The organism is Klebsiella sp. ME-303, assembly GCF_007910085.1.
GTDB lineage: Bacteria > Pseudomonadota > Gammaproteobacteria > Enterobacterales > Enterobacteriaceae > Klebsiella > Klebsiella michiganensis.
Window position 1 is genome coordinate 1 of sequence record NZ_VOJB01000093.1, and the last position, 13,020, is coordinate 13,020.

12 protein-coding genes and 2 pseudogenes are annotated in these 13,020 nt (G+C 53.8%); 9 read left to right on the forward strand and 5 right to left on the reverse strand.

Features of this window, described 5'->3' with window-relative positions; all coding sequences use genetic code 11:
• Window positions 1-282: 282 nt before the first annotated feature.
• The 4 genes and pseudogenes from FQK12_RS21310 to FQK12_RS27720 form a co-directional block, all read left to right on the forward strand.
• A complete protein-coding gene (locus tag FQK12_RS21310; RefSeq protein ID WP_014229163.1) occupies window positions 283-972 on the forward strand; it encodes a helix-turn-helix transcriptional regulator in 690 nt (229 codons plus the stop codon).
• Window positions 973-1,042: 70 nt separating this feature from the next.
• Window positions 1,043-1,789 carry an SDR family NAD(P)-dependent oxidoreductase gene (locus FQK12_RS21315; protein WP_014229164.1) on the forward strand — a complete coding sequence of 249 codons (747 nt, stop codon included), beginning with the start codon at window positions 1,043-1,045 and terminating at the stop codon, window positions 1,787-1,789.
• 381 nt (window positions 1,790-2,170) lie between these two features.
• Window positions 2,171-2,719 carry a tetratricopeptide repeat protein gene (locus FQK12_RS21320; protein ID WP_014229165.1) on the forward strand — a complete coding sequence of 183 codons (549 nt, stop codon included), beginning with the start codon at window positions 2,171-2,173 and terminating at the stop codon, window positions 2,717-2,719.
• A 22-nt stretch (window positions 2,720-2,741) separates the two neighbouring features.
• Window positions 2,742-2,912 (forward strand): annotated as a pseudogene (locus FQK12_RS27720) (RNA polymerase sigma factor); the annotation flags it as partial.
• A 69-nt stretch (window positions 2,913-2,981) separates the two neighbouring features.
• On the opposite strand, the gene FQK12_RS21330 reads toward FQK12_RS27720, so the two are convergent.
• The gene (locus FQK12_RS21330) at window positions 2,982-4,478 is read right to left on the reverse strand and encodes a PLP-dependent aminotransferase family protein (RefSeq protein WP_014229166.1); all 1,497 of its coding nucleotides are present in this window, start codon (window positions 4,476-4,478) and stop codon (window positions 2,982-2,984) included.
• Between the two features lie 38 nt (window positions 4,479-4,516).
• Between FQK12_RS21330 and FQK12_RS21335 the strand changes: the two genes are divergently transcribed.
• Both FQK12_RS21335 and FQK12_RS21340 read left to right on the forward strand, forming a co-directional pair.
• Window positions 4,517-5,284 (forward strand): arylamine N-acetyltransferase family protein, encoded by a 768-nt coding sequence (locus tag FQK12_RS21335; protein WP_014229167.1) that lies wholly within the window; start codon window positions 4,517-4,519, stop codon window positions 5,282-5,284.
• A 621-nt stretch (window positions 5,285-5,905) separates the two neighbouring features.
• Window positions 5,906-6,877: a hypothetical protein gene (locus FQK12_RS21340; protein WP_014229168.1), complete on the forward strand. Its 972-nt coding sequence runs from the start codon at window positions 5,906-5,908 to the stop codon at window positions 6,875-6,877.
• 291 nt (window positions 6,878-7,168) lie between these two features.
• Here the strand turns inward: FQK12_RS21340 and gap are convergent, their stop codons facing one another.
• Both gap and FQK12_RS21350 read right to left on the reverse strand, forming a co-directional pair.
• Window positions 7,169-8,179, reverse strand: coding sequence for a type I glyceraldehyde-3-phosphate dehydrogenase (gene gap, locus FQK12_RS21345; RefSeq protein WP_014229169.1), 1,011 nt, complete (start codon window positions 8,177-8,179; stop codon window positions 7,169-7,171).
• Between the two features lie 78 nt (window positions 8,180-8,257).
• On the reverse strand, window positions 8,258-9,238 hold the full coding sequence (locus FQK12_RS21350) for a GlxA family transcriptional regulator (protein ID WP_014229170.1): 981 nt from the start codon (window positions 9,236-9,238) through the stop codon (window positions 8,258-8,260).
• Window positions 9,239-9,548: 310 nt separating this feature from the next.
• Here FQK12_RS21350 and FQK12_RS21355 point away from each other — a divergent pair, with 310 nt between their 5' ends.
• Window positions 9,549-10,001, forward strand: a complete 453-nt coding sequence (locus FQK12_RS21355) for a GNAT family N-acetyltransferase (RefSeq protein ID WP_014229171.1) — start codon at window positions 9,549-9,551, stop codon at window positions 9,999-10,001.
• Window positions 10,002-10,267: 266 nt separating this feature from the next.
• Here the strand turns inward: FQK12_RS21355 and FQK12_RS21360 are convergent, their stop codons facing one another.
• Window positions 10,268-11,179: a LysR family transcriptional regulator gene (locus FQK12_RS21360; RefSeq protein ID WP_038423183.1), complete on the reverse strand. Its 912-nt coding sequence runs from the start codon at window positions 11,177-11,179 to the stop codon at window positions 10,268-10,270.
• A 96-nt stretch (window positions 11,180-11,275) separates the two neighbouring features.
• On the opposite strand from FQK12_RS21360, the gene FQK12_RS21365 reads away from it, so the two are divergent.
• Together FQK12_RS21365 and FQK12_RS21370 are read left to right on the forward strand one after the other, a co-directional pair.
• The gene (locus FQK12_RS21365; RefSeq protein WP_014229173.1) at window positions 11,276-12,253 is read left to right on the forward strand and encodes an NAD-dependent epimerase/dehydratase family protein; all 978 of its coding nucleotides are present in this window, start codon (window positions 11,276-11,278) and stop codon (window positions 12,251-12,253) included.
• Window positions 12,250-12,633: pseudogene (locus FQK12_RS21370) on the forward strand (LysR family transcriptional regulator substrate-binding protein); the annotation flags it as partial. The gene FQK12_RS21365 and the pseudogene FQK12_RS21370, both read left to right, overlap by 4 nt.
• Before the next feature lie 47 nt (window positions 12,634-12,680).
• Here the strand turns inward: FQK12_RS21370 and FQK12_RS21375 are convergent.
• Window positions 12,681-12,908 (reverse strand): DUF1272 domain-containing protein, encoded by a 228-nt coding sequence (locus tag FQK12_RS21375; protein ID WP_014229175.1) that lies wholly within the window; start codon window positions 12,906-12,908, stop codon window positions 12,681-12,683.
• Between the last annotated feature and the right edge of the window lie 112 nt (window positions 12,909-13,020).

Here is a 13,020-nt window from a genome sequence, read left to right on the forward strand (position 1 = left end):
CTGGCTCGAAAGCAAAGCGGCAATCATCAGATCACATGATTCTGGCACAATATTCGTAACCAGTAAGCGCATACCCTGAATCACTTAAAAGTGTAACCCTCAGGGTTCGAATGACTATATCTGGCACAAAGCGCTGCCTACCAAACTCACCCCATGTCCTGTCGCGGTGTATTAAACAACGGGGAGCCACTCAGCTTAAGCATGTACGTTTGCTTTATACTAAGATATTTATCCAACATAGGCGTTAAGATATCGTCTCAGGATCAAGATGGATTTATCAGCATGACCAGAACAGAAAGGCTTCTCGAATTACTACAGATATTAAGGGCGCAAAGATATCCGATCACGGCTTCAGCTCTCTCAGAAAGATTAGAAATAAGCGTGCGCTCCCTTTACAGAGATATAAAAACGCTACAGCAGCAAGGTGTGTGCATTGAAGGGGGGGCTGGAATTGGTTATATCGTTAAGTCTGACTTTCATTTGCCGCCTTTAAATCTTTCTCATGAAGAAATTAATGCTATTATACTTGGGCTAAACTGGGTTTCTCATAATACGGATCATGATTTCAAAAAAAACGCAAGGAATGCGCTTGCTAAAATACATGCCGTTATTCCCGGTGAATTAAAAAATCTTATTGAGAGTCAATCCTATCTGACCGGTCCCACAGAAAAGAATGAGGTGTTTTTTGAAGACTTGCGTGATGCGATTAAAAAACGAAAGAGAATCAAAATAAAGTATTGTGATAAGAGCAATGTTAACTCTTCTCGAGTCATATGGCCCATCGCATTGGTATATATGGAGTCATGCTGGCTTTTGGTTGCATGGTGTGAAATGAGAAAGGATTTCCGTCATTTTAGAACGGACAAAATACAAGGCATTGTGCCGCTGGATTCCAGGTATAGTGAAAGCAGGTTAGTTTTATTGAATAAATGGAGAATGAAAGAGGGGATCGGCCTGGAGAAAGAGTACTGACAAAAACTGTCACTGCGAATTTGTATACTTCCTCAGATGTAAGACTCAATGCTACGTCATAGGGGGGATTGTGAATTTTCAAAATAAAGTGGCTGTTATCACCGGCAGCACTGCAGGTATAGGCGAGGCAGTCGCAGAGCAATTACACAAACATGGCGCGAAGGTCGTCATTGTGTCCCGCTCGTCAGAGGAGGCGAAACAAAAAGCGAAACAATTGTCTTCACAGGGACAACCAGCAATGGGGATCGGATGCGATGTGTCACAGCCCGAACAAGTACGGCAAATGATAGATGACGTTATCAACTATTTTGGCAGGCTTGATTATGCTGTCAATAATGCAGGCATAACAGGTGAGCATGGTAAAAAGATAACAGAGCAGACAGTTGAAAACTGGGATAAGGTCATTGCCACCTCATTGAGCAGCGTTTTTTACTGCCTAAAATACGAGATACTTCAGATGATGAAGATGGGGGGCGCTATCGTTAATTTATCTGCAGTAAATGGTCTGGTTGGCATTCCTGGGCTGGCGCCTTACACCGCCGCTAAGCATGGTATAATTGGTTTAACCCAAACCGCAGCGCTGGAGTTTGCATGTCAAGGCATTCGCATCAATGCCGTCGCTCCGGGCTATGTCCAAACCCCACGAATAAGCGAATTCCCTGAAAATATCGTACGCAGTTTCGCAAATAGCCACCCTATGAAAAGGATGGCAAAAATGCAGGAAATCGCAGACTTCATATTGTTTTTGTTGTCAGATAAATCAGCGTTCTGTACCGGAGGCGTTTATCCCATTGATGGTGGTTTTTTAGCTGAGTGACATTCCCGTTAGGTTTTTTAAAGCCTCCGTTTTGCCGCGTCAGAGGCCAGGGGCATGCCGGGCCGTTCCGTCAACGTCAGCCCGGCGCTGGCTATCACTGATATTTGGCGACCAGATACTCCTCTTCGCTGCGTCGCCAGAAATGTGAAGGAATAAACGGGGATATATACTCATACGAGGGCGCGAAGAAGGATCGTACCTGAGCCCGGCGATAAAAAACGTATTGCACATATCCGGGAGCCGCTGGAGCGGGGAACGCCCCTGAAAAAAAGCGGCGGGCCGGTGATATTTGCTGCACGCTTTTCCCTCACTATCTGCTACGGGACAGCATACCGCGTCGTATGCTGCCTTGCCGTTCTTTTCGTTAACCCGGAGTTCACTATGAACACGTTGTCGTTTTTACATTCCGCCATTAATCAACGTCTGCTGCTGCCAGTGGTGTTTGCTCTGCTGACCACGCCGGTTTTGGCCGCAGGTGACAATAGTACCAATAGCAAAACGCCGGACTGCCCCAGCGGTCAGGTGTATGACAGCACGAAAAAACAGTGCGTACCTGAAAAAACAAGCCAGCTCAGCGATGAAGATAAAACGCGTTATGCCTATCATCTGGCCAAAAAAGGGGAGTACCAGGCGGCCCTGGACCTGCTCAACACCCTGAAAAATGGCGATACCGCGGAAGCCTGGAATTACCGGGGCTATGCCACGCGTAAGCTGGGCCGTACCGATGAGGGCATTGGCTACTATCAGCGTTCAATCGCGCTCGATCCGACCTATGCCAAAGTACGTGAATACCTTGGTGAAGCATGGCTGGCGAAAGGCCGTCCTGACCTGGCAAAAGAGCAATTGAAAACTATCGCCACGCTGTGCGGCTATAGCTGCGAGGAGTACCGGGATCTTCAGGCAGCGATCGACGGTCATCCTGAGTCCTGAATAAGAGTATGAGGATAAAAAAATTACGACCAGCGGCGTCCGTCAGCATCTTGCTGCACATCTGACACGCCTGTGGCGCTATGGGTTGGTTCTGTCGCGTAACCGAGAGGTTGTCGAAGAGCGGGTTCAGTCTGCCTGTGTCCGCGCGCTTGAAAAAAGCGCGCGGTTCACCCCGAGGAGGCGGCCGACACGTTGCCCGTCCCGATTGGTTACCCTATCCTGGTTTTATCTCCAATTGACCGGCCCCGGGCAATAGCCGCTGTCAATGTTCCCTGGCCAATTCGTGGCATACGATACCGAGCTGTTCTACGGCATGCAAAAGCGCGGGGGTGGGTTCATTCGCACCGTTCAGGCGCAGGTAGTTTTGCAGTTCCGCCGCGCCCGGGGAAAACAGCGGCCCCGGACTGACGCCAATGCCCAGGGCGAGTGCGCGACGATGTACCTCCAGCGCATCTATCCTGGAGGGGAGTTGTACCCAAATCAAAAAGCCGGCTTCCGGAGCCGCGACGCGCGTGCCCGGTGGGAAGCAGGCTTCAACTCGGGTGATGATGGCGCGCATACCTTCCGCAATCCGCAGCTTCAGGTGCCGCAGGTGCCTGTCGTAATCGCCGCTGGCGAGGATCTCGTTTGCCGCGGCTTCAATCAGCGGCGCGCCTGCCCATTCTCCGGCCATGCGGGCCTGCAATACCGCGGAGTGGTAGCGTCCGGCAGCAATCCAGCCAATTCGCCAGCCCGGCGCCAGGGTTTTCGACAGCGAACTGCAATAAATCACATTTCCGTCCCTGTCGAAGGCTTTACACGCGGGCGGACGCTGAGCGCCACCGGCCAGATCGCCATACACATCGTCCTCAATGAGCGGGATGCCCTTATCGGCGAGCAGCGCCACCAGCGCCTGTTTGCGCGCCACGGGCATGCTGGCACCCAGCGGATTTTGCACCGTGGGTGAGGCAAGCACGGCCGCAGGGCGGTGGCGCTGGATAGCCTCTTCAAGGGGCGCCAACAATAAGCCTTCAATCGGGTCTGTGGGGATCTGTAACGCCTTCAGACCCAGATCTTCCAGCAGCAGAAGCGTGCCGAAGTAGGCGGGCTGCTCTATCGCGACAGCATCGCCAGGCTGGCATACCGCGCGGAGCGCCAGACGTAGCGCCTGGGTTGCGCCTGCCGTAATGATAAGGTCATCCGCGCCAAAAAGAGCGCCCCACTGCGCAGCGCGTGCGGCAATCTTTCTGCGCAGGTCCGCTCTTCCCGGGGGCAGGCTGTAGCTCTGCCCGCGCGCATCAAGCCGACGACCGGCGGTGTGCAGCGCCCGCTGTAGTGCATCCACGGGAAGCCAGGCGGGATCGGGTAGCGCGGCGCCAAGCGGCACCAGACGCGCTTCAGCGCTACCGAACAGCGACCGGGCAATGGCGGACATAGTCACCGGCACCGGCCCGGGCAAAGAGGCAGCGCGCTGTTCGTTTCCGGAGGCGGCTGGCTGGCGGACAAAATAGCCTGAACGCGGTCGCGCGATAATCAGACCCTCCGCCTCAAGATAACGCAGTGCTTCCAGGGCCGTGGGGAGGCTGACCTGTTCGCGTTCGGCCAGTTTACGCGCGGAGATAATGCGATCGCCAGCCCGTAAAACGCCTGAAGCAAGCGTCAGCCGCAGCATATCGGCTATACGGCGGTAGCGGGGCGTCGGCGGGGATATTTCGGACATCGTCATCTGTATAGTCTGCTTTTTGATAAATCTGACTATACAGGCGAAGCGGGGCGCCATCTATAGTGTGTTCCACACCAACCAGCCGGGGAAATCATATGCACAGCGACAGTTTTGACCTTTCACTTTACTTCCGCCGCATAGGCTATAGCGGGCCTGCGGCAGCGGATACCGCAACGCTACACGCGCTCATGCGTCACCAGCTCTTTGCCATCCCCTTCGAAAATCTGGACGTACAGGCAGGTAAAATCGTGTCGATGGAGCCCGATGATATTGCCAACAAGCTCTTACGGCAGAGACGGGGCGGCTACTGTTATGAACTCAACGGGCTGTTTACCATGGCGCTGGAAGCGCTGGGCATTGCCTGGCGGTTTGTCGCGGCGCGGCCCATGTTCTATCCCGCGCGCCGGCCTAAAACCCATATGGCGGTCGTCGCGGAAGTCGAGGGCCGTCAGTGGCTTTGCGACCTTGGCTTTGGGAGCTACGGTATTCGCGCGCCGCTGGCCCTGGATGAACTTGATACGGACATTATCCAGGATTTCGATACGTTCCGGCTTAGCCGCGATGCGCACGGCGACTATCTGCTGCAGGCAAAAGTTGAGGGAAGCTGGGCCAATCAATATGGTTTTGACCTGTCACCTCAGGAATGGATTGATTTTGCTCCGGCCAATTTCCTTAACTCCACGCACCCCGACGCGGTCTTTGTACAAAAGCTGCTGGTTATACAGCATCAGCCCGAGGGGCGCTTTATTCTGCTGGGCAATACGCTCAAGAGCATTACCGCGGATCGGGTAGAAAAGCAGCGGCTGGAAGACGATGAAATTGCGCATGTACTTGAGCAGCGCTTTGCGTTGTCTGCCCGCTAATTAATCAAAGGGGCCAATGAGTCCGGGGCGGAACGGGCACGAAGCAGGGATGCCGGGGGAGCCATCGCGATCGCCATGAGGTGGGAGTGACCGCTTCCCCGTGCCCCTCTCAATCTGTTCATCTGCTGCGACATCAGCAGCGGGTGATTATTTACGTTGCCGGCGGGTATATGAAATAGCAGATAATGCAAATAAAAAACTAACGCCACTTTTAATAAACAAGGCTATTCAGTTAATTACCACTACAAAAATAAGATAATTCTATCTGAGCTGGCCAATCTGTATCCGTAGTACATATTTCCGCCACACAACCCCCTGCGCCTGGAAATTCATTGCTAACAAGTAGTTACAGCTGCGCGGCAATATTTTTGGCGATAAAAAATGGTTAAAATAAAATCATCTACTAAAATCAAATTGTTGATTAAATTCATACAATGCTCGTTCGTATTAATTTAGATAATTGGCTTTGTGTCGAATGCCCAAAATTTAAGCAGCGGGTGATAGCTGCTGACGATAATTATCCCGCTCGATATTGCCCTGGGTCTGGCAGGTAAATTCCTGCTCTGGACGTTTGTGTAAAACGACACCGGGCTAATTGAGTTATTTCAAAGGACAACGTAAATGACGAATATCTACGACTCTACCAATATAAGCAGTCAGGAAGCAGCCAGGCACTTGCCTGCGGCTGCTGTAAACAGCGCGAGCGCGGTTTCATGGGGGGCGATATTTGCAGGCGCCGCCGCTGCCGCCTCGCTGGCGCTTATGCTGCTCATGCTTGGCGCCGGATTAGGCCTCACTTCAATCTCTCCCTGGGAAAACCAAGGTCTTGCGGCGGGTACCGTCGGTATTGCCGCCATCGCCTGGCTGACGTTTACCCAAATTGTGGCGTCAGGAATGGGGGGATATCTGGCCGGACGGCTTCGGACTAAATGGGTTGATACGCATACCAATGAAATCTATTTCCGCGATACGGCGCATGGCTTTCTGACATGGGCGGTGGCGCTGCTGGTATCAGCCGTTCTTTTAACCACCACCATCAGTTCACTCATCGGCGGCAGCGCAAAAGTCATTGGTTCCGTTGCCGGGGGCGCGACGGCAACCGCCGTGAATAACGCGGGGGAGGGATCATCGATGTTATCGAAGTCATCGATGGAATATTTTACCCGCTCGCTGTTCAGGGCTAGCGGCTCCACTCCGGCAGGTAACAGCAACGCATCAGGCAATGATGTTATGGCCATGAATCAGCCGGCGCCGCCAAAGGCGGAGTCACCCGCTCAATTAGCCGAGGTGACGGGCATTTTTGCTAACAGTATTTATTCTGGCGCGCTTCCCAAGGATGATCTGACCTATGTGGCGCAGTTGGTTTCTCAGAATACCGGCATCAGTCAGCAAGAGGCCGAGCAGCGGGTGCAGGCGGTTTATGATAAAGCCCAGGCTAATTTGAAAGAGGCAAAAGATAAAGCGCAGCAGGCCGCAGACGCCGCCAGAAAAACCACCAGCTACGTCACTCTGTGGTCATTTATTTCTCTGTTAATTGGCGCTTTTGTTGCCAGTCTCTGTGCCACCTATGGCGGCCGTCAGCGTGATTTATAACGTCTAATACTCATTATACGGGAGGAACCTATGCGTTCAATATTGCTTTTCTTTCTGGGTGTGCCAATTCCTATCATTATTTTAATCGCGCTATTTGTGCACTGACTATTTTCCGGCCCCGCAGGAATCGTGGTTAAGAAAATACTGACCCTCGCACATTACCGCTAAAGCATAAATGCCCGTCGAGGGCATTTATGCTTTTTATCAGGCGCTCAGAGGAGCCTGCTGCGCGTCACCAGGGAAGCTCTCCGCGACAGAGTGATGTCAACTAGCAATAACACCCGCAGTGAATTAACGCTCACGCCTTGCCATCATCAGCGCCAGGTCAACGAGGCGGTTAGAGAAGCCCCATTCATTGTCGTACCACGCCAGAATTTTAACCATATTGCCGCCAATCACCAGCGTTGACAGACCGTCGATAATCGACGAGCGCGGGTCACCCTGGTAGTCGCTGGAGACGAGCGGTTCATCGCTATAGCCGAGGATCCCTTTTAGCGGCCCCGCCGCGGCGGCTTCACGAAAGGCATTGTTCACCTCTTCGGCCGTCACCTCTCGCGCCAGCGTCACGGTCAGGTCGACAATAGACACCACCGGTACCGGGACGCGCAGCGAGTATCCCGTTAAGCGGCCATCCAGCTCAGGAATAACTTTGCCCAGCGCCTTCGCTGCGCCGCTGGAGTAAGGCACTATCGACAGAGCGGCGGCGCGAGCGCCGCGCAGATCTTTTTCCGGCTGATCGTGCAGGGCCTGGCTGTTGGTGTAGGCGTGGGTGGTGTTCATCAAACCGTGCTTAATACCGAAATGCTGGTGCAGAACCTGCGCGGCAGGCGCCAGACCGTTGGTGGTGCAGCTACCGTTGCTGACCACGAAGTGTTTATCCGGGGAGTAGAGGCCATCGTTAACGCCCATCACGATGGTTAAATCATCGTTTTTGCCGGGGGCGGAGATAATCACGCGCTTTGCGCCACCGCTGTAGATATGCACCGCCGCCTTGTCGCGATCGGTGAAGAACCCGGTGGCTTCAATGACGATATCGACTTCATGCTGATGCCACGGGATATTGGCCGGGTCGCGTTCGCTGAATACGGTTATGGGTTTACCGTCAACCACAAGCTGCCCTTCACCGGCGGTGACGTCGGCGTCGAGCTTACCGAGCAGCGAGTCGTATTTCAGCAGATGCGCCAGCGTTTTGCTGTCCGTCAAATCGTTGATCGCCACAATCTGAATATCCGGATGACCCAGTGCAGCGCGTAGTACGTTGCGTCCGATACGGCCAAAACCGTTAATACCGACCTTTACCATGATTAACTCCTTATCCATTGTCTCTGGCGTCAGAGTAGGCCGGGCAGGCTTTGGCGTAAATGACAAAAAAGGATCACTTTACGCCATTTTGCGACAGTGAAATCGCTGGCGATATTCCCCGGGTGTGAGGTGAAGCTGTTTTTCAAACAGCCGTCGCAGGTTAATGCTGCTGCCAAATCCCGTTTGTTCGGCGATACGATCCAGGGTCTCGTTAGTTTGCTCCAGACGCTGCCGCGCGGCGGCCAGACGGGCTTCGGCGACGTAGCGCGCCGGCGAAGCACCGGTTTCCCGGGTAAATACGCGGGTGAAATTCCTTGGACTCATGGCGACCCTTTCCGCCAGTTTATCCACGCTGAGATCGGCGGTGAGGTTTGCGAGCAACCACGCCAGCAGATCGTTAATAGGGCCCAGGGTGCTGGTCTGCTGAAGGTTGTAGCGGCTAAACTGCAGCTGGCCGCCGGGACGACGCAGGTACATGACGAAATCCTGGGCAATATCGCGCGCCAGGCTGAAGCCGTAGTCCTCTTCAACCAGCGCCAGGGTGAGATCGAAGCCGGAACTGACCCCGCCAGAGGTCCAGATGTGTTCGTCCTGAATATAGAGCGGACCGCCTTCGACGCGTACCTGAGGAAATTCCGCCTGCAGGGTATCCAGTAGCTTCCAGTGGGTAGTGGCTCGCCTGCCGTCCAGCAGCCCGGTTTGCGCCAGCAGCAGGGCTCCGCCGCAAATGGAAGCAATGCGGCGGGCATGGGGAGCCGCAAGGCGCAGCCAGTCAACCACCGCAACCCCTTCCTGCGGGTTTTGACCTCTGCCGGTAATCATGATGGTATCGAGCGGCTCGCGAGGGTCTATCTCATGCAGGCGATGATCGGCCAGCAGATTTAAACCGGACTGACCATGGATCACCTGATGCGGCTGGGTGGTCGCTAGCTGGACCTGGTAGCAGAGCTCCCCGGCGCCTTCCGGGTGCAGACGGTTGGCCTGCATCAGAATGTCGGCAATACCGGCGGATTCAAACAGCATGCCGCCATCCGGGACAATAATAAGTATCTTCTTCATGTCCTGAAAAGTAATCTTTTTACAGAATAAGTCAACAGAACAGACGGGGGAGGGGGAGTTTCTGCCACCGCAGCGACGCTCTCGTCTCGCTCGCTGATGGTGTGACGTCGACGGGATGGGGTTGCCTGCTGAGGTAGGTCTCGCACAAACTGGACTGGAAAAATAGTACCGAATCTCCGCTATGAGCTAATAGCAGACATAACATCCCCGGGATAGTTTGGGAAAGGATACTCTTCCAGCATCAGTTTCGGTTCATGCTTTTTGGGACAGGATACTTTATGCTGGTTACTCTCATTTATAGGATACGACCATGATAACTGTAGAGAAATCCGATCCATTTTCTTCAGAATCCCATCGCTTAATCGAAATGCTATCAGCTGAACTTGCCGCTATTACGGGGGATAGTGGCAAAAGCAATTTCACCGTTGAAGCAATGAATGATGACAAAGCCTTGTGGGTATTGGCAAAGAATACTCATGGCGAAGCAATAGGATGCGGCGCTATTCGGCCGATAACGCAAAATATAGCCGAGCTTAAAAGAATGTTTTCAGACCGAAGCGTGCCAGGAGTTGGGGGAGCTTTACTCACTTTTCTGGAAACATCTGCAAAAGATATGGGTTATAGCGAACTCAGACTGGAAACCCGACACATCAACCATCGGGCAGTAAATTTCTACGAGAAAAATGGATATATTCGTATTGAAAATTACGGCCCCTATGTCGGTAGGACAGAAGCCGTATGTTTCTCAAAAGCATTGCGCTGATTGTATTAATTGGACCTGCTTTCCGCTCCAGGCACAACGCTGTCTACCAAACTCCACCAATGCCCGTTTAGCTATAGCGTTAAGGCTGTGAGCATAAAGACAGATAACGATAATGCGCAGGATCGTGTGTTGCGCTCATGCAGAACCATGGTCATCGCGGTTTCTGCATCGAAACGGAGCAGCCGGCATGTTCGAGGAGGGGACTCCTCCGGAGAAAACGTGCGGAGTATACAGGCACCTTAAAGGGAGCATTTTTCCATGGCGATTCACTGTGCCTGTCTCTGGCCGATATATTCCTCTAATCCCTTTGCCAGGACATCGAAAACCAATTTGCAGCACAGACTATTGCGCAGGTCTTCGTGCATGACGATCCAGGTATCAAGATAGAAAGAAAAGAAATTCGGCAGTAACCTCCGCAGTGGAACAGAGCCATTGGCCAACTGCACCTGGCATATGCCAATGCCGGCCCCGGCGCGAATAAGATTCAGCTGAGCCACGTCGCTGTCGGTGCGCATGGAAAATGCATTCCGGCTTAGCTGAGGGAATTTTTCCAGGGCCTTACGGATGAAAGGCGTATCCTGATCAAAGCCAATCAGCGCATGTTTCAGCAGATCTTTGCTATTTTCAGGCGTGCCATGTCGTGCAAGATAGGACGTCGATGCGTGGAGACCGAGTTCAATGCGGCCAACGCGACGCGCAATAAGCTGTTCCTGTACTGGCGTCGTCATGCGTACAGCAATATCGGCTTCCCTGTGCAGTAAATCCTGAACCCGGTTCGACAGAACTAATTCAATCGTTATTTGTGGGTGAGACTCCCTGAGCCTGGCAATAAGCGGCGGCAGAACTTCAACGCCGATAACGTCACTCGCGGAGACGCGGACGACGCCATGAATGGACGTGCTGTTATGACTAAAGTTGGAGGCTGTGCGCGCTAGCGTATTCGCGGTGCTCTCCATCGCTTCGGCATGCACCCTCAGCGCCAGCGCCGTTTCAGTCGCCAGCAAGCCCGTCTGCGACCGCGTGAACAACACCTGGCCCAGAGCGGACTCGAGCGCAGCGATATGCCGTCCCGCCGTAGGCTGCGTAATCGAAAGCCTGCGTGATGCGCCGGAAAGCGAGCCTTCCCTGAGCACAGCCAGAAATGTTCGGTACCACTCCCATGGGATAGATGTATTCATACAAATTTGTATAGCTGCCCTATAAAGATATGCAATTCAATTTAGCTCTGCCTGTACGTACGCTGTCAAGGTCAAATCAGCAAAGAGGCAGACAATATGGAAACCCGAGGCAAGGTCCTGATACTTGGCGCAACCGGCGGAATCGGTGGTGAAACGGCGCGCCGGCTTATTCAGAACAAATGGGACGTTCGTGCACTAAAACGAGGACTTCATGGCAGTGAACGACGTGGTGACATCCAGTGGGTAGGGGGTGACGCTCTCGACCCGGAGCAGGTCGCCGCTGCGGCAGCAGACTGTAGCGCGATCGTTCACGCCGTCAATCCGCCCGGCTACAGAAACTGGAAGCATCTGGTGCTGCCTATGCTGCGCAACACGATTGGCGCAGCAGAACGAACCGGCGCCTTGATCGTGCTTCCCGGGACCGTTTACAACTATGGTCCTGACGCTTTTCCGCTATTACGGGAAGACGCTCAGCAGACGCCGGTCACCAGGAAGGGAGCTATCAGGGTACAAATGGAGAAAGAACTGGCGGCCTATTCGCAGCGTGGCGGACGGGTATTGATCGTCCGCGCGGGGGATTTTTTTGGTCCGCGCGCCGGTAATAACTGGTTTTCTCAAGGTCTGATTAAGCCCGGCAAGCTGCCTGGCGTCATTACCAATCCAGCTTCGTTTGCAACCGGTCACCAGTGGGCTTACTTACCTGATGTCGCGGAAACGATAGCTGCGCTGCTGGCACGACGCGAGGAGCTTGAGCCCTTTGCACGTTTTCATATGCAAGGTCACTGGGATGCCGACGGCAGCGAAATGGTCAGCGCGATTCAACGCACTGCGGCACGCTATGGCGGCATGGCCAAAATACAATCATTTCCGTGGTGGTTGATGTACCTGGCAGCACCTTTCAACGCAACCTTACGCGAACTTCTGGAGATGCGGTACCTGTGGCGCCAGCCGGTTCGCCTGGACAATACGAAACTGGTGAATTTTTTAGGTGCCGAGCCTCACACTCCTCTTGATGAAGCTGTCCATGCGACATTACAGGGCCTGGGCTGCATTGATCGTACCGAGACAAGGTAGCGGTACTGCCAGCCACTCATCGGCTGGCACACCGTGCCAGGACGTGTGGCATAACGCTAAAGGCGCTGGCAGACCAGCCCTTTATTCTGGCGACAGGCGGATGCGCCGTTAATGGCAAAAGCCTGATGGAAAAGGCGGGTCTGCAACTTGTTGATATACGCGTGACGGTACGCGACTGGATTAGCGCCTGTAAGCTGGTCGCGGAAGGGATGGGCGTCGCCATTGTGCCTGAATCAGCCCTGCCAGAGGCGTTGCGCAATCTGTGCGTGGTGCCAGTGACGCCTGCCATACACCGTGAGTTTCGGCTGGTCTGTTCGTCATCCGGAACGTCTTCCGGCGCAACGCAGGCGCTACTTAACGCGCTACGTAAACGAGGATGAGCGGGCATGCGGCGAACCGGATCGTCAGCGATAAGCGACAAACCGGCTTATTGTTTATATCGGCGCAGGCTGGAGGCGGGATGCCAAAGGAGGGCTGATTCGGGGCGTATTGGGCGGCGCACCAGCTCTCCCCCACAGTTCGGGCAATGGCCTTGCAGCTGCTGAGTCACGCAGTCAACGCAAAAGGTGCATTCGAATGAACAGATGTACGCGCTTGTTGATTCTGGCGGCAGATCGTTATCACAGCATTCACAATTAGGGCGAAGTTCAAGCATGGTGATCTCCTGTTATTAAAGGGGCGTCATGAGCGCTCGAGGGGCATCTGCCTGTCCCGTATTCGAACCGCTGCGCTTAATCTGCACGAGATGAGCATGATCGACAGGTCGA

Bases quoted from the DNA above. Each gene is read 5' to 3' on its own strand.
- FQK12_RS21330 (WP_014229166.1), bottom strand. From the start codon at position 4,478: ATGGCGCCCCGCTTCGCCTGTATAGTCAGATTTATCAAAAAGCAGACT.
- FQK12_RS21340 (WP_014229168.1), top strand. From the start codon at position 5,906: ATGACGAATATCTACGACTCTACCAATATAAGCAGTCAGGAAGCAGCC.
- FQK12_RS21350 (WP_014229170.1), bottom strand. From the start codon at position 9,238: ATGAAGAAGATACTTATTATTGTCCCGGATGGCGGCATGCTGTTTGAA.
- FQK12_RS21360 (WP_038423183.1), bottom strand. From the start codon at position 11,179: ATGAATACATCTATCCCATGGGAGTGGTACCGAACATTTCTGGCTGTG.
- FQK12_RS21365 (WP_014229173.1), top strand. From the start codon at position 11,276: ATGGAAACCCGAGGCAAGGTCCTGATACTTGGCGCAACCGGCGGAATC.
- gap (WP_014229169.1), bottom strand. From the start codon at position 8,179: ATGGTAAAGGTCGGTATTAACGGTTTTGGCCGTATCGGACGCAACGTA.
- FQK12_RS21320 (WP_014229165.1), top strand. From the start codon at position 2,171: ATGAACACGTTGTCGTTTTTACATTCCGCCATTAATCAACGTCTGCTG.
- FQK12_RS21375 (WP_014229175.1), bottom strand. From the start codon at position 12,908: ATGCTTGAACTTCGCCCTAATTGTGAATGCTGTGATAACGATCTGCCG.
- FQK12_RS21310 (WP_014229163.1), top strand. From the start codon at position 283: ATGACCAGAACAGAAAGGCTTCTCGAATTACTACAGATATTAAGGGCG.
- FQK12_RS21335 (WP_014229167.1), top strand. From the start codon at position 4,517: ATGCACAGCGACAGTTTTGACCTTTCACTTTACTTCCGCCGCATAGGC.
- FQK12_RS21355 (WP_014229171.1), top strand. From the start codon at position 9,549: ATGATAACTGTAGAGAAATCCGATCCATTTTCTTCAGAATCCCATCGC.